This window comes from Cognatundibacterium squillarum, from assembly GCF_014652435.1.
GTDB classification, from domain to species: domain Bacteria; phylum Pseudomonadota; class Gammaproteobacteria; order Burkholderiales; family Burkholderiaceae_D; genus Undibacterium; species Undibacterium squillarum.
Genome location: NZ_BMYU01000003.1, coordinates 87,732 through 114,010 on the forward strand (window position 1 = coordinate 87,732; position 26,279 = coordinate 114,010).

The window sequence follows — 26,279 nt, forward strand, 5'->3', positions numbered from 1 at the left end:
CGCTTCCCCTCTTCCGGAGGTTTTATGTCTGTCACAATGAAACAATTGCTGCATCCGGTAAACGGATTCTTAGAGCGCATGACTTTACGCAACAAGCTGCTCAGTGTTTTTATTCTGTTTGTCGTTCCATTAATCATTCTCAGTTTCAGCCTGTTTCAAAAGAATCAGTCGGACCTGAACATAACCCTGTCCGAGGCAGAGGGGTCCGCGATCAGTCATCAGATCATGCAATTGATTGTGACTACACAACAACACCGTGGCACAGTCAACCTGTCATTCTCCGGTGAAACGGTGACTAATAAACTGCAATCCTTGCGTCAGCAATTACAAAAAAATATCGGGGATCTGGATAGCAGTGATGCACAGTTAAAAGACTGGAAACTGATATCTCTTTGGCAGGATGCACGCAGCAAGCTGCAAGCTCTGGCCGAGGGAAAGACTGCTGACAATGCAGGCGCCAGCCTGAGCCAGCATACCTTACTGATTAATGATCTGATGACTCTGAACTACCGGGTTGCCGAATCCAGTGGATTGTTACTGGATCCGTCTGCCGACAGCTATTTCCTGATGGATCTGGCCATCCTCAAACTGCCTGCATGGATAGAAGAAATTGCACTGATACGCGGTAAGGGTGCCGGGCTGATTCGCTCAGGGAAAGTCACTACCGCGGAGAAGTCCGGCTTGCTGGCGCAAATCAAGTCCGTCGAAAAAATGTTACAACTGGTCAGTCTGTCAGAAGGCTCACTGGAACGCGCTGGTTTGAGCCTGCCACCGGAAGCAAAGAACGCGAAATCCGAAACTCAGGCGTTTCTGACACTGGCAGCCAATGCGTTTGGTGCGGAAGAAGTACACGGTGACGCGACTGCCTATTTTCAGAACGGCACCCGCACAATTGACAGCGTACTGGTGTTGCAGAAAAACTACCAGCAGCAACTGGAAGAACGGCTCGAACAAAGGGTGGTAACCCAGCGTTCTGAACGTAACTGGCAACTTGCGATCATTATTATCAGTTTGGGTTTAGCCTGTTATCTGATTACTGCCGTGTATATCAATATTCTGCGTACCACACGCATTCTGCAAAAATCCGTCGCCGGTGCAGCGACCGGCGACCTGACCCGCGCCGTTGATATACATGGTGTTGATGAAGTGGCGACGACCGCACAAGAGTTTGAGAAGATGACGCTGAGTCTGTCCGGGATTGTAGCGAACGTACGCTCAAATGCGAACGTCGTGCATCAGTTAGGCATCGACTTATCCGGTGGCATTCAGGATTTATCCGTACGTACTGAGCAGCAGGCATCCAGTCTGGAGCAAACATCGGCCAGCATTGAAGATTTGTCCGATACCGTGCGGCACAATGCACAGAGTGCAACTGCCGTGGATCAGCTTGCCAATCAGGTTCGCCAGATTGCGGAGTCCGGTCGTCAAACCATGCTCGGCGCAGTGCAGTCGATGCAGGGAATACAAAGTAGTGCCGCGAAGGTACAGGAAATCATCAGCATCATTGATGGCATTGCATTTCAAACCAATATTCTGGCGCTGAATGCCGCAGTCGAAGCCGCCAGAGCCGGTGAACAGGGTCGGGGATTTGCGGTGGTGGCATCTGAAGTGCGCAGTCTGGCGCAACGCAGTGCACAGTCATCCCGCGAAATCCGCTCGCTGATCGATGAGTCTGTGCGTCAGGTTGATCACGGCGTGAAAGAAATTCATCACGTGAATCAGACGCTGGAAGATATCGTCAAAGGCATCCGCGAACTGGCATCCAATATCAATGCCATTTCAACAGCCTCGGTCAGTCAGAGCGACAGCCTGCAACAAATCAATGAAGCCCTGCATCATCTGGATGAAATCACACAAAGTAATGCGACCTTGTCAGAACGTGCCAAGCAGGTTGCCGGGCAACTGGAAGAGCGCTCTCAGCAACTGGCCAGTTCGGTCAGCAATTTCCGCCTGCGTCAGGGAACCGCTGATGAAGCCCACGCCATGGTGCAGAACGCAGTCCGCGCATACCATAACAATCCGCGACAAACTTTGAATCAGATTACCGAAAACCATCAGCAAGCCTTTGTAGACCGCGATATGTACGTGTTTGCCTTCAACCGTCAGGGTGAATACCTGGCTTTCGGCGGCAACCCGTCCAAACTGCGGGTTAGTCTGATGAATCTGCCCGGACTGGACGGACAAAAATTAGTAGAAGATGCCTTTGCATTGCCGCAGACCGGTGGCTGGGTGGATTATCAGATCACCAATCCGTCTACCGGGCGGGTCGAACATAAAACCTCGTATATCGAAGCGGTCAGTGATGATCTGGTGATAGGCTGCGGCGTCTATAAATAAACCCGGGAATCCGGCTTATTACGCAGCACGCCGTTGGTACCTAGCGAACGATGGCAGACAGCAGAAATCGTCATGCTGCGATTCGGCAGACCCGGACTTTCTGCCGGCGAGCGCCGTATCATTATGCTGAACTCCGCATCAGGTCATGTTCAGGGCCATAAAAGGTGGCCGCGAGCTAAAGCGCAATAAAAAACACCGCTAGCCATATTCGGGCAGCGGTGTTTTTTGTTCAGCCTGCAGCAAAACCAGTTTGCTGTCTGTCAGTCCCTGAAAGCTCAGGGCCGGGATCAGAAGGAGTAATGAACGCCAACGCTGAAGTTTTTAGTGTCGCTTGCAGGACGCTGGTATTCAGCACGGATACCAACTTCTTTGTTTACCTGGAAGTTCACGCCAACGCCGTACAGTGCGCCGGAAGTGGAAGAAGTAACGGTTGTGTTACCGGCAGAAGCACTTGCGCTCAGGTTGTTGTAACCCAGACGTGCGAATACGGAGAATTCTTTGCTCACTGGAACGATACCCAGAACGGACAGGCCAGTCTGAGTTACGTTAACGCTGTTCCATTTAGTCAGGTGACGGAAATTTGCTTCTGCTGCAACGTTGTCGTTGAATTTGTAACCACCGAAAATGCCGTAGCTCAGCTTGTCCGCACCGTCCAGACCGTCAACTTTAGTGTTACCGATATCTGCGCCAGCGTAGAAAGCGTTGTTGGATTGTGCTTGTGCGGAAGCGAATGCAGCAACCAGAGTCAGTGCGACAGCAACTTTTTTCAACATGATCATTCCTTAGAAAAACATTAATCAGGGGCGCGATTCTAAGGAAGAAAAACCATGTACATCAAGCAATTTATTGCTTTTTTACTTATTTTTTGTGGATTTACAACACAATTTCCGTCAAACGGTAAAAAAATGTATAACCTATGCAAATCATAAAAATAATATGCTAAACAAATAAAAAAGAGCGGCATAGCCGCTCTTTTTATTTGCCGGATGCTGACCAGTGGCCGCAATCAGAACGAGTAATGCACTGCTGCGTTCACGTTCTGGAATTCAGATTGCGGACGTGCGATTTCGAAGCGTACACCAACTTGTTTGTTGTACTGATAGTTCACGCCGACTGCGCCCATACGGCCATCTTCACCGGATACGCCTTTCAGTTTTTGATAAGACTGGCCCAGACGGATGTAAGGACGGAACTGGTCTACCGGTACGGAGAACAGTGCGGAAACAGTCGTGTGGCTGAAGTCGCTGGCGTAACGGGTGTAACCGATTTCTGCGCCGACGAAGTCATTGAACTGGTAGCCGGCGAACACGCCTTTGCTGGTTTTACGCACGCCGTCTGTACCGAACAGACGGGAAGTACCGATATCGGCACCTGCGTAGAAAGAAGAAACGGATTGTGCCTGTGCTGCACTTGCTGCTGCGATCAGAGCGATCGCGATTGCTGCTTTTTTCAACATCTGAGTAATTCCAAAACTAAAAATGAGGCGCGATTATAACGACAAAGCCGCAAATGACCACGAAAACTGCACAATATATCGGCATCTTCTGCGTTTTCGCATGCGGACGACGCGGCAGAGCAGCGCGCTGAACCGGATTCAACATGGCCGGGAACAGTCGGAAAATTCGGATTGAATTCCATGGTTTTGCGCAAAATTCCCGCATGTTGTCGGGCTATAATCTGCACATGAACATCAAATTCACCAAAATGCATGGCGCCGGCAATGATTTCATTGTGATCGACGCCACCCGTGCGCCACTGAACCTGAGCGCGGCCCAGTGGCAGCGTCTGGCAGACCGTCGTTTCGGCATCGGCGCGGATCAGATTCTGATTGTGGAAAGCGCATCCTCGCCGGATGTGGATTTCCGCTACCGGATTTTCAATGCCGACGGCAGCGAAGTCGAACAGTGCGGCAATGGTTCGCGCGCGTTTGTGCGTTTCGTGACTGAAAAAGGTCTGACCAGTAAATCCGCAATCCGTGTCGAAACCATGTCCGGTGTGATTGAGCCGCGACTGGAAGCCGACGGCAGTATCACGGTGGACATGGGCGCGCCGGAACTGACGCCGGAAAAAGTGCCGTTCAACAGCACTGGTCTGGATGCGCAAATACAGGGACGTGATCCGCTCTGGCCTTTGCAGATCAACGGCAAGCAAGTGCTGGTGTCGGTGGTATCGATGGGCAACCCGCATGCGGTGCAGGTGGTGGAAGACAGCGAAGCCTTTCCGGTCGCTGCCGACGGGCCGCTGATTGAACACCATGAACGCTTTCCGCGCCGTGTGAATGCGGGCTTTATGCAAGTGAAGGATCGTCACCATATCCGTTTGCGCGTGTATGAACGCGGTGCCGGTGAAACACTGGCTTGCGGCACCGGTGCCTGCGCTGCTGTCGTGGCCGGTATCCGTCGCGGCTTGCTGGACAGTCCGGTGCGTGTCACCACGCATGGCGGTGAATTGCAGATTGCCTGGGCCGGTGAAGGTCATTCCGTGTTTCTGAGCGGTCCGGCTGTCACCGTGTTTGAAGGCGAAATCACGCTCTGATCTTTTGTGCCCGCTGCGGCGGGCTGATTCTTCTGATAATCAACGCAATGAATTCCTCTGAAATTGTTACCTATCTGCTGGAAAATCCGCAGTTTTTTGAAGAGCACGCTGAATTACTGAGTACCGTGCGCCTGACCAGCCCGGTGATGGGAAAAGCGATTTCCCTGCAGGAGCGCCAGATGGAAGTGGTGCGTGACAAATACCGCACACTGGAATTAAAACTGTCGGATCTGATGCGCAATGCGGAAAGCAATCTGGATATCAGCCAGAAATTCCAGCGCTGGACCCGCGAACTGCTGCAAACCCGTAACGATATCGATTTGCCGCACGTACTGACCCAGAGCATGAAAGATATTTTCGGTCTGCCGCATGCCACGCTGCGCGTCTGGAATGTGACGCCGGAATTTGCGCACGGCTGGTTTGCCGAAGCGGTCAGCGATGATGCGCGTTTGTTTGCCAAAGGTCTCAACGCGCCGTTCTGCGGTCCGAATCAGGATTTCGAAGCCGCACGCTGGCTGGAAGGTGAAACGCCGGTTGCGTCGGTAGCGATGCTGCCGCTGCGCAGCGCCGCCGGTGCGCCGGTATTTGGTTTGCTGGTGCTCGGTTCCGATGATGCATCGCGCTATACCAAAGACATGGCAACCGATTTTCTGGTGCAGATTGCCGATACTGCGGCAGCCGCACTGCATTTCCTGACGCAACACTGATCTGAGATTCCGTGGGACTGAGCGCTGATTTTCAAAGCTATCTCAGTCAGTTACGCTTTGAGCGCAAACTGTCTGAACGTACCGTCGATGCGTACACCCGCGATCTGGCCTTGCTGGAAACCCTGCTTGAAGGCCAGTCTTATCTGCAGCTGCAAACCGCGCAGGCGCGCCGTCTGGTCGCCAGACTGCATCAGCGTGCGCTGAATCCGCGCAGCATTGCGCGCATTCTGTCCGGCTGGCGCGGTTTTTATCAGTGGCTGTGTGAACAGGACAAACTGGCGGCGAATCCGCTGCTCGGCGTGCGTCCGCCCAAAATCCGCAAACCCTTACCGGAAGCACTTTCCGTGGATGATGCGGTGCGTCTGGTTGCCAGCGGATCGGATGAAACGCCGGATGATCTGGCGAATAAAGCCATGTTTGAACTGCTGTATTCCAGCGGTCTGCGCGTATCGGAACTGTGTTCGCTGGATGTGACTGCGGTGCGCGACGGTGATTACCAGTCAGCGGGCTGGATTGATTTCAGCGAAGGCATGGTGATGGTCACCGGTAAAGGCAATAAGCAGCGCATGGTGCCGGTTGGCAAGGCAGCGCTGCAGGCGCTGCGGCTGTGGCTGGATGCACGTGGCGAACGCCTCGGTCACGATCCTTACCCGCTGTTTTTAAGTCAGCGCGGCAAACGCATCACACCGCGCATGGTGCAGCAACGCATCAAACAACATGCGCAAATGCTGGGGATTCCGGCCGATGTGCATCCGCATATGATGCGCCACTCGTTTGCATCGCACATGCTGCAATCGTCCGGCGATTTGCGTGCCGTGCAGGAAATGCTGGGACACAGTTCGCTGGCATCGACGCAGGTCTACACCGCACTCGATTTTCAGCATCTGGCGGCGGTCTACGATAAAGCCCATCCGCGCGCGAAAAAGTAATCATTCCAAAGTCTGACTGTGCAGAAGTCCGCATTCGTGTTTCGCGGAGGCCCGGACTTTCTGCCGACGACAGCCGGATCGCTGTGCAGAACTCCGCAATTCGGCCATTTTCTGCCGGTTTCCGGTCTGCTACCGGCTTGACGCTCGGTGCACCGCAGCGGAACATGCTTCATCCTGCTGCCATCGCCGCGCCATTCCGCCACTGCAACCGCCATGACCCACCCTGAAAAACTGGCCGGACTCGGCCCGAAATCCCTGCACATGCTGCAAGCCATCGGCATAGAAAGCACGTCCGCATTTCTGGCCGCCGATGTGTATCTGTTGTACGCGCAGCTGAAAGCACGCTTCCCGGTCACCAGTCTGAACATGCTGTACGCGATGATCGGTGCGCAGGAAAACCGGCACTGGACTTCAGTGAAACAGGAAAGACGTACAGAGATTCTGCTGAAGCTGGATCAGATGGGTCTCGCACCGCGAAAAAAGGCTTAAATGCGGTGTTCAGCACAGCAATCCGGCGCTCGTCGGCAGAAAGTCCGGCGCTCCGGAATTGCCGGATGCGGAGTTCTGCACAAACAGGGATAAAAAAATGCCGGCGCACTGGCCGGCATCCGTGTTTCGCTGTCTGTGTTTTGGCTTCAGCAGATTACAAGCCGCGTATCCACGCCATGACGGCAGCGGTATCGCTGATATCGCCTTCAAACACCTTCGACGGTGTATGCGGTTCATTATTGCCACGCGGACGGTCACGGTACACTTTGGTCGGCAGATAGGCCTTGGCCGGATACGATGACATACTGATTTCAGAAATATCCATGTACACCGTGTCGCCCGACGTCTCACGCCCGACCTGAATACCGCCCAGCGCCTTCCAGAGATCCACCGCATCCAGACAAGCCGATGCACAGGTCTGGTCGGTCAGCACATAGACTTTTCCTTTGTACGGTGCGGGTGCCACATAGGAGGATGGCGCCCCGTCTTCGCCGCGCAGCACCGCCGGTTCGCGCCACAGTGTCAATCCCTGCGCCCTGGCATCCTTCAGTCCCTGCAATACCGCTTTCCAGTAAGTGACGGTTTCTTTGTCATAGCCCATCAGTCCGGCAAACATCATGTATTTATCCATGATTTTGATTTTTTCCTCGGACGGACGCCATTCCACATAGGCTTTTTTAGAAGGCTGATACGCAACAGCGTGTTCGCCCCAGATCGCGCGGGCCAGCAAGCGGCTGTAATGCGAAGAACCGCCGCCATTGCCGCGCAGATCCAGCACGATCGCATCGGTGGTTTGCAGGCGCGCCTGATCGGCAGCGAGTTTTTCCACATACTGATCGATGGTTTTCGCCGTTTCTTTGCCCGGGGTCGGGTCAAAATCACGCAGTGCAATTCTGAGCATATTCCCGCTGTACGCATACTCAAACTGTCCGCGATACGGACTGGTCAGCGCCTGTACCCGTTGCTGTGCATCGGCTTCACTGATTTCGCGCCAGTTCAGCGTGACGGTTTTTTGTCCGCCACTGCCTTCAAACACACAGCTTTTCAGATCGCTGATATACGGATTACTGGTCTTCAGAAATAAGCGGTAACTCTGGCGGAAACGCTGCGACTGCAGGCTCCAGCGGCCATAAAAGCGCCCCACTCTGTCATTCAGTAAGGTCGCCGCATCGGTGCCATCACAGGACACGAGTACATCACCGGTGGCGGGCAGCGTTGCATCATCCGCACGTGACAACACCACTTGTTTGCCCAGACGTTCCGCCGTCAGAAAACCCGGCCAGAATCGCTGCTTAATCGCAGGCAGTTTGTCGTCGTAAGAATACGATAAATGGCCATCGTTGAAGGAAGCGACAAATTCACTCATCGCCCAGTAATAAGACCAGAAATCGGTTGCACTGTCGCTGCGCTGATTCAGCACCGCCAGTGCGGCATTCATACGGCTGACGAATTCCGGATTGCGCTCGTCATAGATGCCGGGATGCACACGGGTAATCGCATCGTATAACTCTTTACCGTCGCCGCGCAGTTGCTGTTTCCAGTCGCGCTCACCACCGGACCACCAGCCAGCCTGCGCCGTCGCCATTCCGCTCAGGCCACTGACGACCATCAATGCTGCTGCCCACTGCTTTGCTGTCATGAAGTGCTCCCCCTTCTGATTTTTTCTTTGCAAAAGCTGCCACACCGGATGCCAGAGAATGCAATCTGCATAAATTAACTGTCAAGAAATTCAGATAAGCGCGTCGTATTTACGGTGCACTGCCTGCAGCAGGCGACAGGAAAGGCGGCAAAAAAAAAGAGGCGATCAGCGATCGCCTCCAAGGATACCGGAGAGTTGGTCAGCAGCCATGACGGCTGCTGTTGCTGCTGTGACTTCAGCTTCAGACTTTACCGAGTTTGACGCTGGTTGCATCTGCGGTCAGATAACCGACGGCAGCGGCAAAACGGTCTTTGTAGTTGGCACGGACCAGCGGGTCCAGTGTCGCTTTGACTTTGGCATGCAATGTGGAATCCCAGTCGCCAGGATGCTGGAAGTTGCTGGTGATGTAAGTCCAGCCATTGATATCGTCCGCCACGGACAAACCGGTTGCTTCCGCACCGGCTGGCATCGACACCAGACGCGACAGCGTTTTGGTATCCACGTTGTATGCCCAGACGAAGTTATTCACGTGCTGACCACTGTCTTCACCGATAAACAGCGTGCGCAGTTTTTCCGAGAATTTCAGGTTGTCCGGATTCGCGATTTTGTCTGCATTCGCGAGGTTACCCAGCGCATCCGCAGCAATATCTTCACCGGCCAGCAGGGTTTTGCTCGAAGCAGGCATCCATTCACTGTTAATTGCGCCGCCGGCGGTATCTTTCAGGCCACCGGTCAGTGTGTGTGCCAGTACCATACCGGCTTTCAGACGTACCGGAATACTGATGTTTGCATTCGGGTCCCATGCTTTGTCATTGGTGACCATGGAATTCTGTACGTTTTGCAGTGCAGAGTAAGCAATCTTATCTTTGATATTAACAGTCGTACCTTCCATCTTGGTGAAGGCCATCGAACCGCCCACCAGTGCTGCGTAGCGATGAGTTTCGAGGAAGGCTGCGGCTTTTTCCATACCCGGTTTCAGTTTGACCCATTGCACACCATTGTTGAAGTAAATCTTGGTGAAGCTGGTGTCTTTCGGATCAGTCGTTGACACCGTCATGATGTCGGTTGGCTTCAGGGTATTCGCCAGTGTTTCGATTTCTGCGCTGGTTGCGGAACCGAGTTTGATCCAGTTGACTTTCGCGCCTGCGGCTGCAGGGTCAGTCGACAGGCCTGCATCAAATTTCGCCACATACAGGGTACCGGAAGACAGATCTTTTTCTTTGTCTGCGACGAACGCAAACAAACCACCGTTGGTTGCATCATCACCCATCAGCGCGGTGCGGTTGTCCGGCATCACCTGAATCAGTTCGTGGGAAATACGGCCCATGCAGTAATGTTTTTTGATGCTGCCGGTACCGTCCGGATTGACCGTTACTTCCGGCAGATGGCCGTAGTGGTAAGGATTGGCTTTACTTGCATCACCGTACAGATTGGTGCTGTATGCAGCAAACATGGTGTTGCTGGCGATGGTGAATGCATCCGGTTCGTATTCTTCACTGGACAAATGCGTGCCCCATGGCGACAGGCTGGCACCGCAGGTAATCCACAAACCTTTGACCGACGACGTATCCACGTTGTGGTATTTCACCAGACTCAGCTTACCAGTGGACTGATCCTGATCCAGTGTCAGCACAGCGATCGGTGATGGCAGCGTGCCGTAAGTGGAACCGCCGTCAATACCGGCTTCTGCCTGATTGCGGGTGGTGTATTCAAACTGCACAACTGCAAATACCGGTTTGCCTTTCACACCAGCGACGTTTGCGTTGGCAACAGTGATCAGGCTGGTGCCGTCCGGGCTGTCAGAGAAGAACTGACGCTCTTTACCGGCCACCGATTTATCCATGATCGGTTTGTTGTTGATATCAAAGTAGCCGCCGGCCAGAATTTTGCCGCCTTTACCGTCATCCACCAGATCACCGGTGGTGAAGAATGGCTGGTAAGACAGTTTGTAAGACACAGTGGAATTGTCGCTGAGGGTCACGTTCAGTGCAGATGCCACGGTAGTGGTGGCCATTTTTGCCGGTGTGCTCAGATCAGGTGCCGCCATCGCTGCGAAAGCCGCAGAAACAAAGCTGGCGGCCGGTGCGACCACTGGCGCAGAAGAGGAAGAACCGCCGCAGGCGCTCAGTAAGCCTGCTGTGGATGCTGCACCGAGTGGAAGTAATGGTGCACCTGCCAGAAATTTCAGGGCCTTACGGCGGCCTGGTTGCATTGCTTGAGTCATTTTTCGTTCCGCTGATTCTGCCGGCGCAGCCGCCGGCGGGTTAAAAGAATTCGTTGTCATCCTTGGTGGATGCGGAGCGAAGTGTATTTATGCTTTATGACAACAGAATTAAAAACCGATACTTTTCGTTACAGTCAGTGCAGAAAGCGGCAAATTTCTGACATAGATGCAAATTCCCCCTATAATTTGCAACTCAGTTGCAACTTCGGGCATAATGCAGCCTCTTCCTGTGCTTACCCACGTACCATGGTGCCTGATCTTTCCCTCCCTTCGAAAACGCTGCTCGCAGAAGCAGACCGCCAGTTACGCGCTTCCGGTGTGCGGGTTACGGCATCCCGTCTTGGTGTGCTGTGTGTGCTGCTGCGGGCCAGACGTGCGCTGACTCATCAGGAAATCCATGACGACATACCGGATCTGGATCGCGTCACGCTGTACCGCACGCTGGATTGCCTGACCGAACACGGAATCACCCACAAAATTTCCGGCGATGACCGCGTGTTTCGCTACGCCAGTCATCAGAACACGCCGCAGGCCGTCAGCAGCCATCAGCACAGCCATTTCAAATGCACACGCTGTGCGCAGATTTTTTGTCTGGACGAATCTTTGTCTGCAAAGCAATTACCGGACACGCTGAATGCCAGCCTGCAAGCCATTCTGGGCACGGGCTATGTCTGCCACGAACTCGAACTGACCATCAAAGGCTGGTGCAAACACTGCGCCGGCCTGTCTGAATAAACGCTTACTGACGAGGAATTTGTATGGCTCTGATCCCTACCACCATCCTGACCGGCTTTCTGGGTGCCGGTAAAACCACGCTGCTGAACCGTATTCTGCAGGAACAGCACGGTATGAAAATCGCCGTGATCGAAAATGAATTCGGTCAGGAAAATATCGACCACGAAATTCTGGTGCAGGATACGCGCGAGCAAATCGTGGAAATGAGCAACGGCTGCATTTGCTGCACCGTACGCGGCGACCTGATCGTAGCGCTGGGTAATCTGATCGCGCGCCGCAATGCCGGTGAAATTGACTTCGAACGGGTGGTGATCGAAACCACCGGTCTGGCCAATCCCGGCCCGGTCGCGCAGACTTTCTTTATGGATGAAGAAATCGGCATGCACTATATGCTGGATGCGGTGGTCACACTGGTCGATGCACGTCATGCGATGCAACAGCTGGATGAACACGAAGAAGCCCAGCGTCAGGTCGGTTTTGCCGACAAAATCCTGTTATCCAAAACCGATTTATCCGATCCGGCTTCGGTACAGGCACTGCGCTCCCGCCTGATACACATGAATCCGCGCGCCACGATAGGCGAAGTGCATTTCGGCAAAGTCGATATCCGCGAAGTGTTTGATCTGAAAGGTTTCCACCTGAATGCGAAACTGGAACTGGACCCGGATTTCCTGAAAGCCAGCGGGCACGATGAACACCATCATCATGATCACCACGATCATGAGGGGCATGACTGCGATGAGCACTGCAGCCACGATCATCAGCATGATCATGCGCACGGTCACGAGCACAAACATCAGCACAATCACCATGACAGCCACCACAGCGACGATATCGCCGCTTTTGTTTTCCGCAGCGCACGTCCGTTCAATACCGCCAAGCTGGACGAGTTTCTGGGCGGCATGGTCCAGGTCTTCGGCCCGCGCATGCTGCGCTACAAGGGAGTGTTGTATATGGAAAACGCTGAGCGTAAGGTGATTTTCCAGGGAGTTCACCAGATTATGGGAACAGATCTCGGAATGAAGTGGGAAGATGGCGAAACAAAGCAAAGCAAAATGGTCTTTATTGGCAAAAATTTACCAAAAGAAGCATTAATTGCAGGATTGGAGCAATGTTTGGTATAAACTAACGGGCTGCTGTGCCGGACCATTTCTGTTTGGGCAACAAACCCCGGCGGAATCCTGCACAGTTTGGGGAGGATAGTCCGGAACCGCGATGCCTGTTTCCACGCATCCTATGTATTAACCCGTTGTATCGAAAGTCTGCGAAGTGGCAACTAAATCATCTAAATCGACTGCAACTGTCAGCGCACCTCAAGCTCTGCTTACCGAAGCGGAAATCCTCGCCATGGGCGAAAAGGATTACATGAATGCCGCACAGCTTGCTTTTTTCAAAGCACGCCTGCAGCAACTGGAAAAGGACCTGCTCAAGAACGCCGACGAAACGACTGAACATCTTCGCGAAACCGTTCTGGTACCTGATCCGGCTGACCGCGCCACCATCGAAGAAGAGCATGCGCTGGAATTGCGCACCCGTGACCGCGAACGCAAACTGCTGAAAAAAGTGCAGCAAGCCATCGTGAGCATAGACGAAGGAGACTACGGCTGGTGTGAAGAAACCGGTGAACCCATCGGTATTCCTCGCCTGCTTGCCCGTCCGACAGCAACCCTGTCGCTGGAAGCACAGCAGCGCCGTGAAATGAAACAGAAGCTGTACGGCGACTGATTTTTGTTTCCTGACTGACATCACGTCAAAAGGCGTGCAGGTTTCTGCACGCTTTTTTTATTTTCAATTGCAACAGAGTTGCGATAAACTCGCCTGCCAGCGGAACTCCCGCTGATATTTCCGGTCACAAACCGGTATTCACTCTGACATCCTGCTGAATTGCGTATGCCAAACCTGCTTCCTGTACTGCGCCGCCTGCACCGCCGCAGCCGTCACTGGCTGATGTGGCTGTTGCTGCCTGCGCTGCTGCTGGGGCAATGGACGGGCTTCACGCACAAGCTGGTGCATGCAGGCTGGCAAAACGGCAAGGTACAAACCCTGGTGCCGCAATCCGGTCTGCTGCGCGATCTGATGCCACAGTCAGCAGAAGACTCTCTGCTGCATTCGTGCGCACTGACCGATGCCAGTTTTGCTGCGGATTATCTGCACTTCACACCGCCGGTGTTCTCTGTGCTCACCGTCAGTGCAGTGATGCAAGCCTTTCCTCCCCAGATTATCTGGCTCGCCAGTCTGAGGCTGGCATTTTCATCCCGCGCACCGCCTGCTAACTGAAATCTCTGATGAATGCTGACCTGCACACGCCACCGGCGATGCAGGCCGTTTCTGTTTTTCTCTGATTTTTTGTTTCAGGATTGAATATGCGTCTGTCTTTATCTCTGACAGCAGCTGCGGCTGCCGTTTTGTCTGCGTTTACCTGCTCCCCTGTTTTTGCTGAGGAAGCATCTTCCGTCATCATCAGTGCCAACCCGCTCGGCAAGTCCGAAGAAATGCAGGTGCTGACACCTGCCAAAATCCTGACTGGTAATGAATTACGCAACAAACTCAGTACCTCGCTCGGTGACACGCTGAGCGGCGAACTGGGCGTTTCCGCATCCGGTTTCGGTGCTGCTGCATCGCGTCCTGTCATTCGTGGTCTGGAAGGTCCGCGCATCAAAATTCTGCAAAACGGCATGGGTGTCGCCGACGTTTCCAGTCTGTCCAACGATCATGCGGTCGCGACGGAAAGCGCGACTGCACAGCAAATTGAAGTGTTGCGCGGCCCGGCTTCCCTGCTGTACGGCAGCGGTGCAATTGGTGGTTTAGTCAATGTCGTGGATAAACGAATTCCAACCGAAATCACCGGCAAAACCAGCGGCGAGGCAGAATTGCGTGCCGGCAGCGGTAACGACGAAAAGAGCGGTAGTTTCTCGCTGGACGGATCGGCACAGCAATGGGCATGGCATCTGGAAGGCAATAAACGCCGCACCGGTGACTATGCGATTCCGGGTTTCGCACGTCAGAACGATGCCGGCTCACAAAATGGCCGTCTCGCATCCAGCTTTACCCGTGCTCAAAACCTGAGCGCCGGAGCATCTTATATCGGCGCCTGGGGTTATGCCGGTTTGTCATTTGAAAATCTGCAACAGACTTACGGCATTCCGACCGATGAACGTTCTTTCATCGATCTGCGTCAGAACCGCACCGATTTCGACAGCCTGATCAAAAAACCTTTCAGCGGCTTTGAAGATCTGAGTCTGAAACTCAGCCACACTGATTATCAGCACACTGAAAATCAGCAGGATGGCACACCGGACACCCGCTTCAAAAATAAGACCACTGAAGCGCGTCTGAGCATGAAGCATCTGACCATTGCTGGCTGGCAGGGCAGTATTGGTCTGCAGGCACAACGTGAAAATTTTTCTGCACTGGCAGTGGCTACCGGACGCTCCGACACCATTCCGGCAACCAGCTCTGACACTTACGCCTTATTCGCCGTCGAAGAAAAACAAATGGGTGACTGGTTGCACAGCGTCGGTGCCCGTATCGAAAATGTCAGCCGTAATCCTGAGCAGCAATCCGCGCTGCCTGCCCGCAGTTTCCGTCTGTGGTCCGCTTCTGCTGGAACCTTGTGGCAATTCACACCGGGCTATGCCGCCGGCGTGAGTGTTTCGCTGGCACAGCGCGCACCGGCAACAGAAGAACTTTACTCTCAGGGTCCGCATGAATCGACCGCGACATTTGATATCGGTGATAACACGCTGAAGAAAGAAGAATCCCGCAATCTGGAACTGAGTCTGCAGAAAAATACCGGCTTACACCGCTGGAAAATCAATGCGTTTTATAACGCAGTGAATAATTATGTTTACGGACAAACCGATGGCAGCCGCGTCGATGAAGAAGGCAATCCGGCAGCCGACGGCGAGTTCATGATGCGTAACTGGAAACAGGCTAAAGCCCATTTGTACGGTGTTGAAGGTGAATGGACTTACAATCACAGCGGCGAAGGCTGGTCCGGCCGTGTGTTCGGTGATCTGTCGCGCGGTTATCTGGATAATGCAGGCAATCTGCCATTACAACCTGCGGTCCGCACCGGTTTCGATATTGGCTATCGTCAGGGCGTCTGGCGCACTACGCTGCGTACACTGCACGCGATGAAACAGGACAGACTGGCCAGCTTTGAGAACTTTGTGACCCCGTCGTATACCAAAGTGGATCTGGATATTACGTGGACGCAGTCACTGCCATCCGCGCAGCTGACCTGGTTCCTGACCGCGAAAAATATTCTGAATCAGGATATTCGCCTGTCCACATCGATTCTGCGCGAAACCGTACCGCAACAAGGCCGCCATCTGGCAGCCGGCGTGCGCGTCAGCTTCTGATACAAGCGCCTCCTTGTTACGAATTGTAATAAGAAAATCAGGGCAGTTTGTGACTGACACCCTCGGAGAGGCGGAGAAATCCGCCTTTTTTGCATGTAAAATCGGCGAAATATGCCCAATCCCCTTACAAACAGTAAAAGATAATTCTTAAATTTTGGTTAAAATCAGTGCCCTGCACGCTGCCTGCTTCACAATTGCACTGTGATTAGGCATATACTTTCAGCAGGTTGCTGATGTAGTAGCGGTTTTGTTTCAACTCTTTTAGGAACAACGTGGGGATTTTTTCACTGTTTGGTAAAAAAGGTGGCAAGAAAGACGAGCGCTCATCCGAGAAAAGCTCGTCGAAAAAGACACGCACCTCTTCAGGTAGCACCATCATTACCAGCTTTCCTGACAGCGAAATTTTCTCCAACTCCATCATCGCGCAACGCCATATCGCAAGAGCGACCGAACGCAAAATCGATGCAATCGAATTTGAAATGTCGCGCGATATCGTCAAAACCCGCCCGCCGGTATTAACCCGCAGTGAACACAAAAATCACGGCAATCACGAAGGTGACACTGTCGGCAATCTGATTGCCCATACCGAACCGATCGCACGGCCGGTTAGTGCTGTGGATTTTGAGACCACGCTGCCGATGATGATGCCGTCCGATTATCTGATGGGGCAAAACACGGAAATTCACGGCAATATTCTGGCTTACAGTGAATCGGTACCAATTCTGGAAGAAGCCGCCATTCTGTATTCCAACGGTCAGAACGATGCGGCAGAACAAATGCTGCAAAGTGCGATCCGCCACCAGAATCTGGGCAGTGCCACGGAAGTCGCATGGCAAATGCTGTTTGACCTGTATCGACTGACACATAATCAGGAACAGTTTGAAAGCCTGTCGCTCGATTACGCCAGCAAATTTGAAACCTCGCCGCCACTGTGGCCAGCAGACACCAAAGCAGCCGAACCTGAACCGGAAGTCGTTTCCGGCTCCGGCCCTTCTGTTCTGTTCCCGTCCAAGCTGGATATCGGGGTCGTGAAAACGATAGAAAAAGTACAGAACTTTGCTGCCCGCTCTGAAAGCCTGCGTCTGGACTTTTCGCGCATCCGCGAAGTGGATCCGGTCGGCTGCGGCTTATTGCTGCGCAGCCTGAAACAGTTAAAACGATCCGGCATTTCGCTGATGTTGGTCGGCGCTCAGGATCTGACCGACCGCATCCGCTCGATTCTGCAGGTGGGACGGCGTGATGAAACCGAAGCACCATGGCTGTTATTGCTGGAATTGCTGCAGTTTTTGCATCTGGAACGCGCATTCGAAGAAGTCAGTATGGATTACTGCGTCACCTTTGAAGTGTCGCCGCCATCGTTTGAAGCCCCGCGTCAGAACATCAGCAGTGCATTCCCTGAAATCACGCTGCGTGAAGACGAAGAACTCAATAGCGAAGAGCAGCAAGAGGGTAACAGTTTCCGCATGCCGCGTCTGGTACACGGCAAGCTGGATACGCTGCTGAAACGGATCACAGAATTCTCTGAAAAACACAATCCGCTGATTCTGGACTGCACGGATCTGGAACGCGTTGAGTTCTCTGCCACAGCCGAATTGCTGAACGGCCTCGCACCGATTTCCGGTCAGCCGGGTGCTGTCATTCAGTTCACCGAAGTCAATTATCTGGTCATGATGCTGTTTAACGCGATGGGACTCAAAAACATTGCGACAATCACCCTGCGCAAGCACTGATCCTCCCCGGCGCTTGTAATCCGGCGAACACACCCCATCTGAGACGGCATTCAGGCTTGTTGCAAGCCCGGACGACACAGCTACGGCTGTACCTGTCTGCTTTTTTACTCAGAGGTATCTCATGGAACAATTTCACGGCACAACCATCCTGACCGTTCGCCGCGGTAATCAGGTGGCACTGGGTGGCGATGGTCAGGTCACACTGGGCAATATCGTCATGAAGGGAACAGCCCGCAAAGTCCGTAAGCTGTATCACAACAAAGTGCTGGCCGGTTTTGCCGGTGGCACCGCTGACGCATTCACCCTGATTGAGCGTTTTGAAGCGAAACTGGAAAAACATCAGGGCCACCTGATGCGCGCTTCCGTTGAGCTGGCGAAGGACTGGCGTACCGACCGTATGCTGCGCCGTCTGGAAGCCATGCTGCTGGTGGCCGACAAAGACACGACGCTGGTGATTACCGGTAACGGCGATGTGCTGGAGCCGAATCAGGGCATCGGTGCAATTGGTTCCGGTGGCAATTATGCGCAGGCTGCGGCGATTGCCCTGTTTGAAAATACCGAATTGTCGCCGGTGGAGATCGTCAAAAAATCGCTGACGATTGCCGGTGAAATGTGTATCTACACCAATCTCTCGCACACCATCGAAACACTGGAATAAGCTGCGCCGCGCGCTGTTCTCACGACAGGATAAGACTATGAATATGACTCCGCAGGAGATTGTCTCCGAACTCGATAAACACGTGGTTGGCCAGGCCAAAGCGAAAAAAGCGGTTGCGATTGCGCTGCGTAACCGCTGGCGTCGTCAGCAGGTGCAGGAACCGCTGCGCCACGAAATCACGCCGAAAAACATTCTGATGATCGGCCCTACCGGTGTCGGCAAAACCGAAATCGCGCGCCGTCTGGCAAAGCTGGCGGATGCACCGTTCATCAAAATCGAAGCCACCAAATTCACGGAAGTCGGTTATGTCGGCCGCGATGTGGATACTATCATCCGCGATCTGGTCGATATCGGCATCAAACAAACCCGTGAAAGTGCGATGCGCAAAGTGCGTATGCGCGCGGAAGATGCGGCCGAAGACCGTATCCTCGACATTCTGCTGCCACCGGCACGTGATTTCGGCATTCATCCGGAAGGCGAACAAAACGCCGCCGACAGCGGTACCCGCCAGACTTTCCGCAAACGTCTGCGTGAAGGTGCGCTGGATGATAAAGAAATCGAAATCGAAGTCGCAGAACCGGTAGCGCACATGGAAATCATGGCACCACCGGGCATGGAAGAAATGACCGAGCAGATCAAAACCATGTTTTCCGGCATGGGCAATGGCAAAAAGAAAGCGCGCAAGCTGAAAATCAAAGAAGCTTTCCGTCTGCTGGTGGATGAAGAAGCCGCCAAAATGGTCAATGAAGAAGAGCTGAAACAGGAAGCGATCCGCAACGTCGAGCAAAACGGTATCGTATTCCTCGATGAAATCGACAAGATTGCGTCGCGCTCGGAAGCCGGTGGCGCCGAAGTGTCGCGTGCCGGTGTGCAGCGTGATCTGTTGCCGCTGGTGGAAGGCACGACGGTCAACACCAAATACGGCATGATCAAAACCGATCATATTCTGTTCATCGCATCCGGTGCTTTCCATCTGGCCAAACCATCGGATCTGATTCCGGAACTGCAGGGCCGTTTCCCGATCCGCGTGGAGCTGGAATCGCTGTCAGTGGCCGATTTCGAATGCATTCTGACCAGTACCGATGCCTGCCTGACCCGTCAGTATCAAGCCTTGCTGGAAACCGAAGACGTGAAAGTAAGCTTCACGCCGGATGGTATCGAGAAAATCGCCAGCATCGCGTACTCGGTCAATGAAACCACAGAAAACATCGGTGCGCGCCGTCTGTACACCGTGATGGAGAAACTGCTGGAAGATCTGTCATTCGAAGCCCAGCAACACAGCGGCCAGACTGTCAGCGTCGATGCCGCTTATGTCGAATCCCGCCTCGGCGCTTTGTCGGTGGATGAAGATTTGTCGCGTTACGTGCTGTAAGCCTGTACTTGTTCAGCCGCTCAACGCTGGCTGAACACACCCGAAAGCACCGCTTCCGCCTGCCGGAATCCGGTGCTTTTTGTTTGCTGCTGCCACGAAAGGCCGCCGGAGCATCAAAAATGCCTCAAATGCGGTGTTCAGCACAGCGATCCGGCGGTCGTCGGCAGAAACTCCGGGCCTCAGAATATGTCAGATGACGATACTTGCACAGTCACGGTTCTCTGAATGTGTGCTGCAGCCACTGCCTGCCAGGTGTAACGGCGTCAGCCACAGACCTGTGTTCTCAGTTTCCGGTATCATAAGCGCGCGTTTTCCGGCGCCGCGCCGGTGTTCATGGCACGGCCATTCACTTTTGATTTGAAAGATATCGCATGTTTGAAACCGCTGCGGCCACAGACCGCCCTGATTATTCCCTGCTCACGCAACAAGTTTCCAGCATTCTGACCGGCGAAACCGCGCTGATGACCAATGCCGCGCAATTTTCTGCGCTGGTGTATCACAGCCTCAGCGATCTGAACTGGGCCGGTTTTTACCTGTGCACACCAGCCGCCAAAGCCGGTGGCGAATTCAGCCATGATTTGCTGCTCGGCCCGTTTCAGGGCAAAGTTGCCTGCGTACGTATTCCTTTCGGTCGCGGCGTTTGCGGCACCACCGCCTCGCAGCGCAGCACCATTCTGGTACCGGATGTCCACGCTTTCCCCGGCCATATCGCCTGCGATTCCGCATCGAATTCTGAAATCGTGATTCCGCTGATCAAAGACGGCAAACTGTACGGTGTATTTGATATCGACAGCCCGAAACTGAACCGCTTCACGGCAGAAGATCAGCAGGGTCTGGAAGCGATGGTGGCGGCGTTTATGCAGGCCACGGATTTCAGCCAGATCAGCGGCGCATAAGCCTGCGCACTTTTCCGGCAAAGGATCAAAAAAAACGGCCGCAAACGCGGCCGTGATTCTTTTGTAGCAGGACTGGCAATTTTGCAGTGTCTCGCATAGACTGCAGGCTTATCTGACGCTCTGCATCACCCTCATCATGTCCGGATGCCGCAACCGCAAACGCTGCCGCAAATTACGCCACTCATTAAGACGGCGTGATCTGTGTACACGTATGGTGGTGGAACTGGGCATTCAGTACGCGGAACTAATGGGTCAGGCATTTGCCCGCGATTTTTTACAGGGGCAGGCGGTGCCGGCACCGGTGATTCAGCGCTTATTCCCGCAAAACCATCTGCGTTAACCCACGATGCTCAGCGCGCCTTCAACTCCTGCTTCGCATCACGCGCCATCAGCCGCTGTATCATGTCCTGCGCACTCATCTGATCAAACAGCACCGCTGCCACCGCATTGGTGATCGGCATATCCACACCCAGACGCACTGCCATTTCGCGCACAGCACGGGCGCAACGTACCCCTTCCGCCACATGACCGAGCTCGCTGACGATCTGCTCCAGCGATTTGCCCTGCGCCAGCGCCAGACCAACGCGACGGTTACGCGATAAGTCGCCGGTACACGTCAGTATCAGATCGCCGACACCGGTCAGGCCCATCAGCGTTTCTGCTTTGCCACCCATTGCCACACCGAGGCGGGAAATTTCCGCCAGTCCGCGGGTCATCAGCGCGGCACGGGCATTCAGCCCCAGACCGAGGCCGTCAGCGACGCCGGTGGCGATCGCCATAATATTTTTGACCGCACCGCCGATTTCCACACCCGCCACATCATCGCTGGAATACACACGAATCGCGTTACCATGCAGCGCTGTCACCACATCGCGGCATAAGGCTGCAGAAGCCGATGCAATCGTCAGTGCGCAAGGCAAACCCTGCGCCACTTCCTGCGCGAACGACGGGCCGGACAGCACGCCGAGCTCGCAACTGTCGCCCAGCACTTCGGCCGCCACCTGATGCGGTAACAGACAAGTTTGTTCTTCCAGACCTTTGCACAGCCAGACAATGCGGCGCGGGCGGTGCAAAGCACAGTCTTCCAGCGTCGGACGCAGGCCAGACACCGAGGTGGCGATGATCAGCATATCGGCCGGCCCGCTGGCATGCGCTATCGCAGCATCGAAATCGGCAGTCAGTTGCAGAGATTCAGGTAAAGGATAACCAGCCAGATAATGGATATTTTCACGCGCGGCTTCCATTTCCTGCATGGCACGCGGATTACGCCCCCACATCACCACCTGATTTTTCGCTGCCAGCGCAATCGCGACAGCGGTACCCCAGGCACCTGCACCTAACACACTGATATTCATATTGCTCCTGCTGTTGTCACGGAAAAACTCCGTATCAGGCGGGAATATACCGCAGATTTCGCAGAAATTTACAGCTTTTCGGCCATGATAAGGAAAGAATGAAAAAAGGACAGCGCACTGTCCTTTTGGATGTTTTTTGCAGCGGCAGGCTTACAAGCCCCAGACTTCGCTGATTCTGACGTAACCGATCTGCCCGTCTTTGTGTTTGACCTTGACCCAGCCTGCTGAAGCCGGTTCCGCCATTTCCAGCAGCACATGCTTATCGGCGCTGAACACCAGCGGCGCAGCCTCGTCTGCGCTAGCGCGGATTTTCGCGTTAGCAACTTTCACAATCAGATTGCGGCGGGTGATCAGGTCTTTGGTTTCCACCCAGCTCATTTCACCGCTGACATCACGCACTTTGCTCCATGCGCCGGAAGTGAATACCACTTCCACCGGCATGCCGCGCGGCGCGACATACAGTTTGGCACCTTTTAACGAAGGTGCATCATACATAATTACCGGATTCGGGCCGACCGAACGGTATTCCAGCGCGTGTGCGGGCAGGCTGCCAGCCAGCGTCAGGAGAGAGAAAACAGAAATAATCAGAGTGCGCATAAAATCATAAGGGCCCCGCAGGGCCCTTTCAGGATTACTGTACAGTTGCCGGTGCTTCTGTATTTGCCTGTTGCTCAGTCGCGATTTGCTGACGCTGAACGTAGAATGCCTCGAAATTGATTTCGGACAGATGGATAGGCGGGAAGCCAGCGCGTGTGATCGCATCAGCGATATTGGAACGCAGGTAAGGGTAAATGATGTTCGGGCAACCGATACCCAGCAGCGGATCGATCTGATCGTCAGGGATATTGCGTGCTTCGAAAATACCGGCTTGTTTGCCTTCAACCAGGAAAGCCACTTTTTCGCCGATTTTTGCAGTAACTGTTACGGTTACTGTGGATTCATAGATACCGTCTGCCAGTTTTTCCTGACCAACGTCCAGAGAAACTTCGATAGCAGGTGCTTGCTGTTCCAGGAAAATAGCTGGGGAATTTGGCTGTTCAAGCGACAGATCTTTCAGATATACGCGTTGAATTTGGAATACGGGCTGCAGATTTTCGTCAGACATGTGAGACTTTCTATATTTCTAAAAGATTAACAATGAACAGCTGGACGACTCAGGTCGGCTATGCCTGTGCGGTCTCCTTGCCGGCATAACAAAACCCAGATGAGGACAAAACCGCCCTTTTCAAGATTTCGCGCAGGCATTTTAGCAAGGAGATGAGAAAAACAGCAATTTGCGGCGACACAGGCCTGTTATTCGTTGTTATTCGTCAAGTCAGGGATTCAGCAAAGCATCCAGCTTACCGGCGCGGTCCAGTGCCGATAAATCGTCAAAACCACCGACATGGGTATCGCCGATATAAATCTGCGGTACGGTGCGGCGACCGGTTTTCTGCATCATCGCTTCGCGCACGGCAGGATCGAGATCCACGCGGATTTTCTCAATCTCTTCCACGCCTTTGGATTTCAGCAGGCGCTCTGCCATCACGCAATACGGGCACACGGCCGTGCTGTACATCACAACTTGAGGTTTCACTTGGCTACTCCTGATTATTTGATGATAGGCAAGCCCTGTTCACGCCAGGAATCGGTACCGCCTTCCAGACTAAACACTTGCGCAAAACCGGCTTTGGTCAGCACCGAAGCGGCACTGGCAGAGCGTACACCGGATTTACAAACGGTGATTACAACGTTATTGCGGGATTTTTCCAGTTCAGCGATACGCTGCGCGAGTTCCTGCAAAGGAATATTTTTCGCTTTCGGCAAATGACCTGTCGCAAACTCTTCTGCGCTGCGCACATCCAGCACCAGTGTCTTGCCCTGATTCATCATTTGGGTTGCCTGAATCTGGGACACACGTGCCCCGCGACGTTGTAACACAGGCAACAATAAAGCGATACCGGAAACTACGGCCATCGCGATCAGGATCAGATTATTCCAGTCTAAAATGAATTTCACAGCTTTCCCGTCGTAAAAATGGTTATCGGAAGCCTGTCATTATAAAATAGATGCCGCTGCCGCACAGAACTTGCGCAACAGGTTCAGGAAAGTCTGCTACCAAAGGCAGAACACGGAACAAATTCCGGCTCAGCGCGGATTTTCCTGAACCTATTAACAACACACTGACTTTGACTATGTATAAACTCGTACTGATGCGCCATGGCGAATCCACATGGAACCTGGAAAACCGTTTCACTGGCTGGACCGATGTTGATTTAACTGAAAAAGGTGTGGCTGAAGCTGCTGCAGCCGGCAAACTGCTGAAAGAATCCGGCTACAGCTTTGACGTGGCTTACACCTCCGTGCTGAAACGTGCGATCCGCACACTGTGGGGCACACTGGATGCCATGGACATGATGTGGCTGCCGGTGAAACACGACTGGCGTCTGAACGAACGTCATTACGGTGCACTGCAAGGTCTGAACAAAGCCGAAACCGCTGCCAAATACGGCGACGAACAAGTGCTGGTATGGCGTCGCAGCTACGACACACCGCCAAATCCGCTGGCAGAAGACGATGACCGCACATCCTTCAACGACCCGCGTTACGCCGGTCTGGACCGTGCACAGATCCCGCTGACCGAATGCCTGAAAGACACCGTTGCGCGCGTCATGCCGGCATGGGAAGACAGCATTGCACCGGCAATCCGTTCCGGCCAGCGCGTACTGATCAGCGCCCACGGTAACAGCCTGCGCGCTCTGATCAAAATGCTGGATAACATCAGCGACGACGATATCGTCAACCTCAATATTCCTAACGGTCAGCCACTGGTGTACGAACTGGATGCCGACCTGAAACCAATCCGTCATTACTATCTGGGCGACCAGTCCGCGATTCAGGCTGCGCTGGCAGCTGTGGCAAGTCAGGGAAAAGCGAAGTAAGTCCGGATGCCCGATCGCAATTCCACAATGCGTTCGCTGTTACTGTGCCTGTCTCTGGCAGGCGCAGTTTCGGCCGCGCTGGCAGCAAGCCCGAACCGCACGCAGCAAAAAGCGCGCGCCGAAGCAGAGCGGGCCGAATTACAACAGCAGTTAAAAGCGCTGAAAGCCGATATCAATAAAACGGAAAACGCGAAAGATCATGCCGCCGATGCGCTGGCTGAATCTGAACGCGCCGTCTCAGAAGCCAACCGCTCACTGCGCGATCTTCAAAGCGAACAGGCAGATACCGAAGCCCGTTTGCAGCAACTGTATGCGAAGCGCGCCGCACTGGAAGCTGAGGTTGAAAAACAAAAGCAACGTTTATCCGGCTTTCTGAAACGCCAGTACATGCACGGCGACAGTGACCGTATGAAGTTATTACTGTCCGGCGACAATCCGAACCGGATTAACCGTGATTTGCAGTACATGGGTTATGTGTCGCAAACGCAGGCCAAAATGATTGACGGTTTGCGTAGCAGCCTGAAAGCCGTTGAGCAGAACACGCTGGAAACCCAGCAGGTTAAGGCAGAACTGGATGAAATTACTGAAGAAGAAAAAGAACACAAAGCTGCGTTAGAGCGTGAAAAGAAAAAACACGCAACGCTGGTGACCCAGTTATCCGATAAATTATATGCACAGCGCCGTCAGGCCGATAATCTGCAAAAAGATGAGCAAAGGCTGACACAACTGGTCGGAAAACTGAACCAGTTGATCGAAGAACAGATCAAAGCAGAAAAAGCCCGCGCGGAGCGGGAAGAGAAATTGCGGCAGGAAAGACTGGCCGCACAGAAGGAAAAAGAACGTCTGGCAGAACTGGAGCGCAGGAAAAATGCGAACCGCCCTGCAGACAGCAACAAACCGGCACTCGTACCGTCTAAACCGATTAAACCGGCAGAACCGGAAGAGCCCGTGCGCGAAGCGCGCAGCAGTATTCCGGCTGCCGGCGAGTTTGACAAACTCAAAGGCCAGATGCGCTTACCGGTACGCGGCGAAATTCTGGCGAAGTTCGGCAGCCGGCGCGGTGATGGCCCGACCTGGAAAGGTTTGTTCATTAAAGCGCCCGAAGGTAGCGAAATACGCGCCGTTGCACCGGGTAAAGTCATTTTCGCTGACTGGTACAAAGGCTATGGCAATATGGTCATTGTCGGACACGGCGATAAGTACATGAGTATCTACGGCAATAACCAGTCGGTACTCAAACATGTCGGCGATACCGTTAAAGCAGGTGATGTCATCGCCAGCGCCGGCAGCAGCGGCGCGAACGAAGAATCAGGTTTATACTTTGAGATCCGTCGTGAAGGACGGGCATTCGATCCTTTAAACTGGATCTCTGTTAAATAAGAATCAGG

26 protein-coding genes are annotated in these 26,279 nt (G+C 53.6%); 17 read left to right on the forward strand and 9 right to left on the reverse strand.

Features of this window, described 5'->3' with window-relative positions:
• Positions 1 to 24: 24 nt before the first annotated feature.
• A complete protein-coding gene (locus IE092_RS07505) occupies positions 25 to 2,337 on the forward strand; it encodes a methyl-accepting chemotaxis protein (RefSeq protein ID WP_189356440.1) in 2,313 nt (770 codons plus the stop codon).
• A 287-nt stretch (positions 2,338 to 2,624) separates the two neighbouring features.
• Here IE092_RS07505 and IE092_RS07510 read toward each other — a convergent pair whose 3' ends face one another.
• Positions 2,625 to 3,110 (reverse strand): porin family protein, encoded by a 486-nt coding sequence (locus IE092_RS07510; protein WP_189356441.1) that lies wholly within the window; start codon positions 3,108 to 3,110, stop codon positions 2,625 to 2,627.
• 233 nt (positions 3,111 to 3,343) lie between these two features.
• Positions 3,344 to 3,793, reverse strand: a complete 450-nt coding sequence (locus IE092_RS07515; RefSeq protein ID WP_189356442.1) for an outer membrane beta-barrel protein — start codon at positions 3,791 to 3,793, stop codon at positions 3,344 to 3,346.
• Positions 3,794 to 4,020: 227 nt separating this feature from the next.
• Here IE092_RS07515 and dapF point away from each other — a divergent pair, with 227 nt between their 5' ends.
• The 4 genes from dapF (at position 4,021) to IE092_RS07535 (ending at position 6,997) form a co-directional block, all read left to right on the forward strand.
• Positions 4,021 to 4,872 carry a diaminopimelate epimerase gene (gene dapF, locus IE092_RS07520; protein WP_189356443.1) on the forward strand — a complete coding sequence of 284 codons (852 nt, stop codon included), beginning with the start codon at positions 4,021 to 4,023 and terminating at the stop codon, positions 4,870 to 4,872.
• A gap of 35 nt (positions 4,873 to 4,907) precedes the next feature.
• Positions 4,908 to 5,579 (forward strand): DUF484 family protein, encoded by a 672-nt coding sequence (locus tag IE092_RS07525; protein ID WP_373295326.1) that lies wholly within the window; start codon positions 4,908 to 4,910, stop codon positions 5,577 to 5,579.
• A gap of 17 nt (positions 5,580 to 5,596) precedes the next feature.
• Positions 5,597 to 6,508: a tyrosine recombinase XerC gene (gene xerC / locus IE092_RS07530; protein ID WP_189356808.1), complete on the forward strand. Its 912-nt coding sequence runs from the start codon at positions 5,597 to 5,599 to the stop codon at positions 6,506 to 6,508.
• A gap of 213 nt (positions 6,509 to 6,721) precedes the next feature.
• The gene (locus IE092_RS07535; RefSeq protein ID WP_189356445.1) at positions 6,722 to 6,997 is read left to right on the forward strand and encodes a TfoX/Sxy family DNA transformation protein; all 276 of its coding nucleotides are present in this window, start codon (positions 6,722 to 6,724) and stop codon (positions 6,995 to 6,997) included.
• A gap of 154 nt (positions 6,998 to 7,151) precedes the next feature.
• On the opposite strand, the gene IE092_RS07540 is transcribed toward IE092_RS07535, so the two are convergent.
• Together IE092_RS07540 and IE092_RS07545 are read right to left on the reverse strand one after the other, a co-directional pair.
• Complete coding sequence (locus IE092_RS07540; RefSeq protein ID WP_189356446.1) at positions 7,152 to 8,636, reverse strand: S41 family peptidase; 1,485 nt, start codon at positions 8,634 to 8,636, stop codon at positions 7,152 to 7,154.
• Positions 8,637 to 8,877: 241 nt separating this feature from the next.
• Positions 8,878 to 10,860, reverse strand: a complete 1,983-nt coding sequence (locus IE092_RS07545) for a PhoX family protein (RefSeq protein ID WP_189356447.1) — start codon at positions 10,858 to 10,860, stop codon at positions 8,878 to 8,880.
• A gap of 246 nt (positions 10,861 to 11,106) precedes the next feature.
• Between IE092_RS07545 and IE092_RS07550 the strand changes: the two genes are divergently transcribed.
• The 10 genes from IE092_RS07550 to IE092_RS07595 all read left to right on the forward strand — a co-directional run bounded on the left by IE092_RS07550 (position 11,107) and on the right by IE092_RS07595 (position 20,955).
• Positions 11,107 to 11,595, forward strand: coding sequence for a Fur family transcriptional regulator (locus IE092_RS07550; RefSeq protein ID WP_189356448.1), 489 nt, complete (start codon positions 11,107 to 11,109; stop codon positions 11,593 to 11,595).
• Between the two features lie 23 nt (positions 11,596 to 11,618).
• A complete protein-coding gene (locus IE092_RS07555) occupies positions 11,619 to 12,719 on the forward strand; it encodes a CobW family GTP-binding protein (RefSeq protein WP_189356449.1) in 1,101 nt (366 codons plus the stop codon).
• A gap of 196 nt (positions 12,720 to 12,915) precedes the next feature.
• Positions 12,916 to 13,320, forward strand: coding sequence for an RNA polymerase-binding protein DksA (gene dksA, locus IE092_RS07560; RefSeq protein WP_189356815.1), 405 nt, complete (start codon positions 12,916 to 12,918; stop codon positions 13,318 to 13,320).
• Between the two features lie 165 nt (positions 13,321 to 13,485).
• A complete protein-coding gene (locus IE092_RS07565) occupies positions 13,486 to 13,872 on the forward strand; it encodes a hypothetical protein (protein WP_189356450.1) in 387 nt (128 codons plus the stop codon).
• 86 nt (positions 13,873 to 13,958) lie between these two features.
• Positions 13,959 to 15,959, forward strand: coding sequence for a TonB-dependent receptor (locus IE092_RS07570; RefSeq protein ID WP_189356451.1), 2,001 nt, complete (start codon positions 13,959 to 13,961; stop codon positions 15,957 to 15,959).
• 272 nt (positions 15,960 to 16,231) lie between these two features.
• The gene (locus IE092_RS07575; RefSeq protein WP_189356452.1) at positions 16,232 to 17,689 is read left to right on the forward strand and encodes an STAS domain-containing protein; all 1,458 of its coding nucleotides are present in this window, start codon (positions 16,232 to 16,234) and stop codon (positions 17,687 to 17,689) included.
• Positions 17,690 to 17,810: 121 nt separating this feature from the next.
• The gene (gene hslV / locus IE092_RS07580; protein WP_189356453.1) at positions 17,811 to 18,347 is read left to right on the forward strand and encodes an ATP-dependent protease subunit HslV; all 537 of its coding nucleotides are present in this window, start codon (positions 17,811 to 17,813) and stop codon (positions 18,345 to 18,347) included.
• Between the two features lie 37 nt (positions 18,348 to 18,384).
• Positions 18,385 to 19,719, forward strand: coding sequence for an ATP-dependent protease ATPase subunit HslU (gene hslU / locus IE092_RS07585; RefSeq protein WP_189356454.1), 1,335 nt, complete (start codon positions 18,385 to 18,387; stop codon positions 19,717 to 19,719).
• A 371-nt stretch (positions 19,720 to 20,090) separates the two neighbouring features.
• The gene (locus IE092_RS07590; RefSeq protein ID WP_189356455.1) at positions 20,091 to 20,615 is read left to right on the forward strand and encodes a GAF domain-containing protein; all 525 of its coding nucleotides are present in this window, start codon (positions 20,091 to 20,093) and stop codon (positions 20,613 to 20,615) included.
• A 136-nt stretch (positions 20,616 to 20,751) separates the two neighbouring features.
• A complete protein-coding gene (locus tag IE092_RS07595; RefSeq protein WP_189356456.1) occupies positions 20,752 to 20,955 on the forward strand; it encodes a hypothetical protein in 204 nt (67 codons plus the stop codon).
• A 10-nt stretch (positions 20,956 to 20,965) separates the two neighbouring features.
• Here IE092_RS07595 and IE092_RS07600 read toward each other — a convergent pair whose 3' ends face one another.
• The 5 genes from IE092_RS07600 to IE092_RS07620 all read right to left on the reverse strand — a co-directional run bounded on the left by IE092_RS07600 (position 20,966) and on the right by IE092_RS07620 (position 23,968).
• On the reverse strand, positions 20,966 to 21,970 hold the full coding sequence (locus IE092_RS07600) for an NAD(P)H-dependent glycerol-3-phosphate dehydrogenase (RefSeq protein WP_189356457.1): 1,005 nt from the start codon (positions 21,968 to 21,970) through the stop codon (positions 20,966 to 20,968).
• A gap of 150 nt (positions 21,971 to 22,120) precedes the next feature.
• Entirely contained in the window at positions 22,121 to 22,567 is a 447-nt protein-coding gene (locus IE092_RS07605) for an SH3 domain-containing protein (protein WP_189356458.1), read from the reverse strand.
• A gap of 34 nt (positions 22,568 to 22,601) precedes the next feature.
• Positions 22,602 to 23,075 (reverse strand): protein-export chaperone SecB, encoded by a 474-nt coding sequence (gene secB, locus IE092_RS07610; RefSeq protein ID WP_189356459.1) that lies wholly within the window; start codon positions 23,073 to 23,075, stop codon positions 22,602 to 22,604.
• 210 nt (positions 23,076 to 23,285) lie between these two features.
• Positions 23,286 to 23,528 carry a glutaredoxin 3 gene (gene grxC / locus IE092_RS07615; protein WP_373295327.1) on the reverse strand — a complete coding sequence of 81 codons (243 nt, stop codon included), beginning with the start codon at positions 23,526 to 23,528 and terminating at the stop codon, positions 23,286 to 23,288.
• 32 nt (positions 23,529 to 23,560) lie between these two features.
• Complete coding sequence (locus tag IE092_RS07620) at positions 23,561 to 23,968, reverse strand: rhodanese-like domain-containing protein (RefSeq protein WP_189356461.1); 408 nt, start codon at positions 23,966 to 23,968, stop codon at positions 23,561 to 23,563.
• A gap of 176 nt (positions 23,969 to 24,144) precedes the next feature.
• Between IE092_RS07620 and gpmA the strand changes: the two genes are divergently transcribed.
• Both gpmA and IE092_RS07630 read left to right on the forward strand, forming a co-directional pair.
• Positions 24,145 to 24,891, forward strand: coding sequence for a 2,3-diphosphoglycerate-dependent phosphoglycerate mutase (gene gpmA / locus IE092_RS07625; protein WP_189356462.1), 747 nt, complete (start codon positions 24,145 to 24,147; stop codon positions 24,889 to 24,891).
• Between the two features lie 27 nt (positions 24,892 to 24,918).
• Entirely contained in the window at positions 24,919 to 26,271 is a 1,353-nt protein-coding gene (locus IE092_RS07630; protein WP_189356817.1) for a peptidoglycan DD-metalloendopeptidase family protein, read from the forward strand.
• Positions 26,272 to 26,279: the final 8 nt, after the last annotated feature.

What these genes read in the sequence shown, in the direction of transcription:
- IE092_RS07505 (WP_189356440.1), top strand. Translation starts at nt 25, where the DNA reads ATGTCTGTCACAATGAAACAATTGCTGCATCCGGTAAACGGATTCTTA.
- IE092_RS07510 (WP_189356441.1), bottom strand. Translation starts at nt 3,110, where the DNA reads ATGTTGAAAAAAGTTGCTGTCGCACTGACTCTGGTTGCTGCATTCGCT.
- IE092_RS07515 (WP_189356442.1), bottom strand. Translation starts at nt 3,793, where the DNA reads ATGTTGAAAAAAGCAGCAATCGCGATCGCTCTGATCGCAGCAGCAAGT.
- dapF (WP_189356443.1), top strand. Translation starts at nt 4,021, where the DNA reads ATGAACATCAAATTCACCAAAATGCATGGCGCCGGCAATGATTTCATT.
- IE092_RS07535 (WP_189356445.1), top strand. Translation starts at nt 6,722, where the DNA reads ATGACCCACCCTGAAAAACTGGCCGGACTCGGCCCGAAATCCCTGCAC.
- IE092_RS07540 (WP_189356446.1), bottom strand. Translation starts at nt 8,636, where the DNA reads ATGACAGCAAAGCAGTGGGCAGCAGCATTGATGGTCGTCAGTGGCCTG.
- IE092_RS07545 (WP_189356447.1), bottom strand. Translation starts at nt 10,860, where the DNA reads ATGACTCAAGCAATGCAACCAGGCCGCCGTAAGGCCCTGAAATTTCTG.
- IE092_RS07550 (WP_189356448.1), top strand. Translation starts at nt 11,107, where the DNA reads ATGGTGCCTGATCTTTCCCTCCCTTCGAAAACGCTGCTCGCAGAAGCA.
- IE092_RS07555 (WP_189356449.1), top strand. Translation starts at nt 11,619, where the DNA reads ATGGCTCTGATCCCTACCACCATCCTGACCGGCTTTCTGGGTGCCGGT.
- IE092_RS07565 (WP_189356450.1), top strand. Translation starts at nt 13,486, where the DNA reads ATGCCAAACCTGCTTCCTGTACTGCGCCGCCTGCACCGCCGCAGCCGT.
- IE092_RS07570 (WP_189356451.1), top strand. Translation starts at nt 13,959, where the DNA reads ATGCGTCTGTCTTTATCTCTGACAGCAGCTGCGGCTGCCGTTTTGTCT.
- hslV (WP_189356453.1), top strand. Translation starts at nt 17,811, where the DNA reads ATGGAACAATTTCACGGCACAACCATCCTGACCGTTCGCCGCGGTAAT.
- hslU (WP_189356454.1), top strand. Translation starts at nt 18,385, where the DNA reads ATGAATATGACTCCGCAGGAGATTGTCTCCGAACTCGATAAACACGTG.
- IE092_RS07590 (WP_189356455.1), top strand. Translation starts at nt 20,091, where the DNA reads ATGTTTGAAACCGCTGCGGCCACAGACCGCCCTGATTATTCCCTGCTC.
- IE092_RS07595 (WP_189356456.1), top strand. Translation starts at nt 20,752, where the DNA reads ATGTCCGGATGCCGCAACCGCAAACGCTGCCGCAAATTACGCCACTCA.
- IE092_RS07600 (WP_189356457.1), bottom strand. Translation starts at nt 21,970, where the DNA reads ATGAATATCAGTGTGTTAGGTGCAGGTGCCTGGGGTACCGCTGTCGCG.
- IE092_RS07605 (WP_189356458.1), bottom strand. Translation starts at nt 22,567, where the DNA reads ATGCGCACTCTGATTATTTCTGTTTTCTCTCTCCTGACGCTGGCTGGC.
- secB (WP_189356459.1), bottom strand. Translation starts at nt 23,075, where the DNA reads ATGTCTGACGAAAATCTGCAGCCCGTATTCCAAATTCAACGCGTATAT.
- grxC (WP_373295327.1), bottom strand. Translation starts at nt 23,528, where the DNA reads ATGTACAGCACGGCCGTGTGCCCGTATTGCGTGATGGCAGAGCGCCTG.
- gpmA (WP_189356462.1), top strand. Translation starts at nt 24,145, where the DNA reads ATGTATAAACTCGTACTGATGCGCCATGGCGAATCCACATGGAACCTG.
- IE092_RS07630 (WP_189356817.1), top strand. Translation starts at nt 24,919, where the DNA reads ATGCGTTCGCTGTTACTGTGCCTGTCTCTGGCAGGCGCAGTTTCGGCC.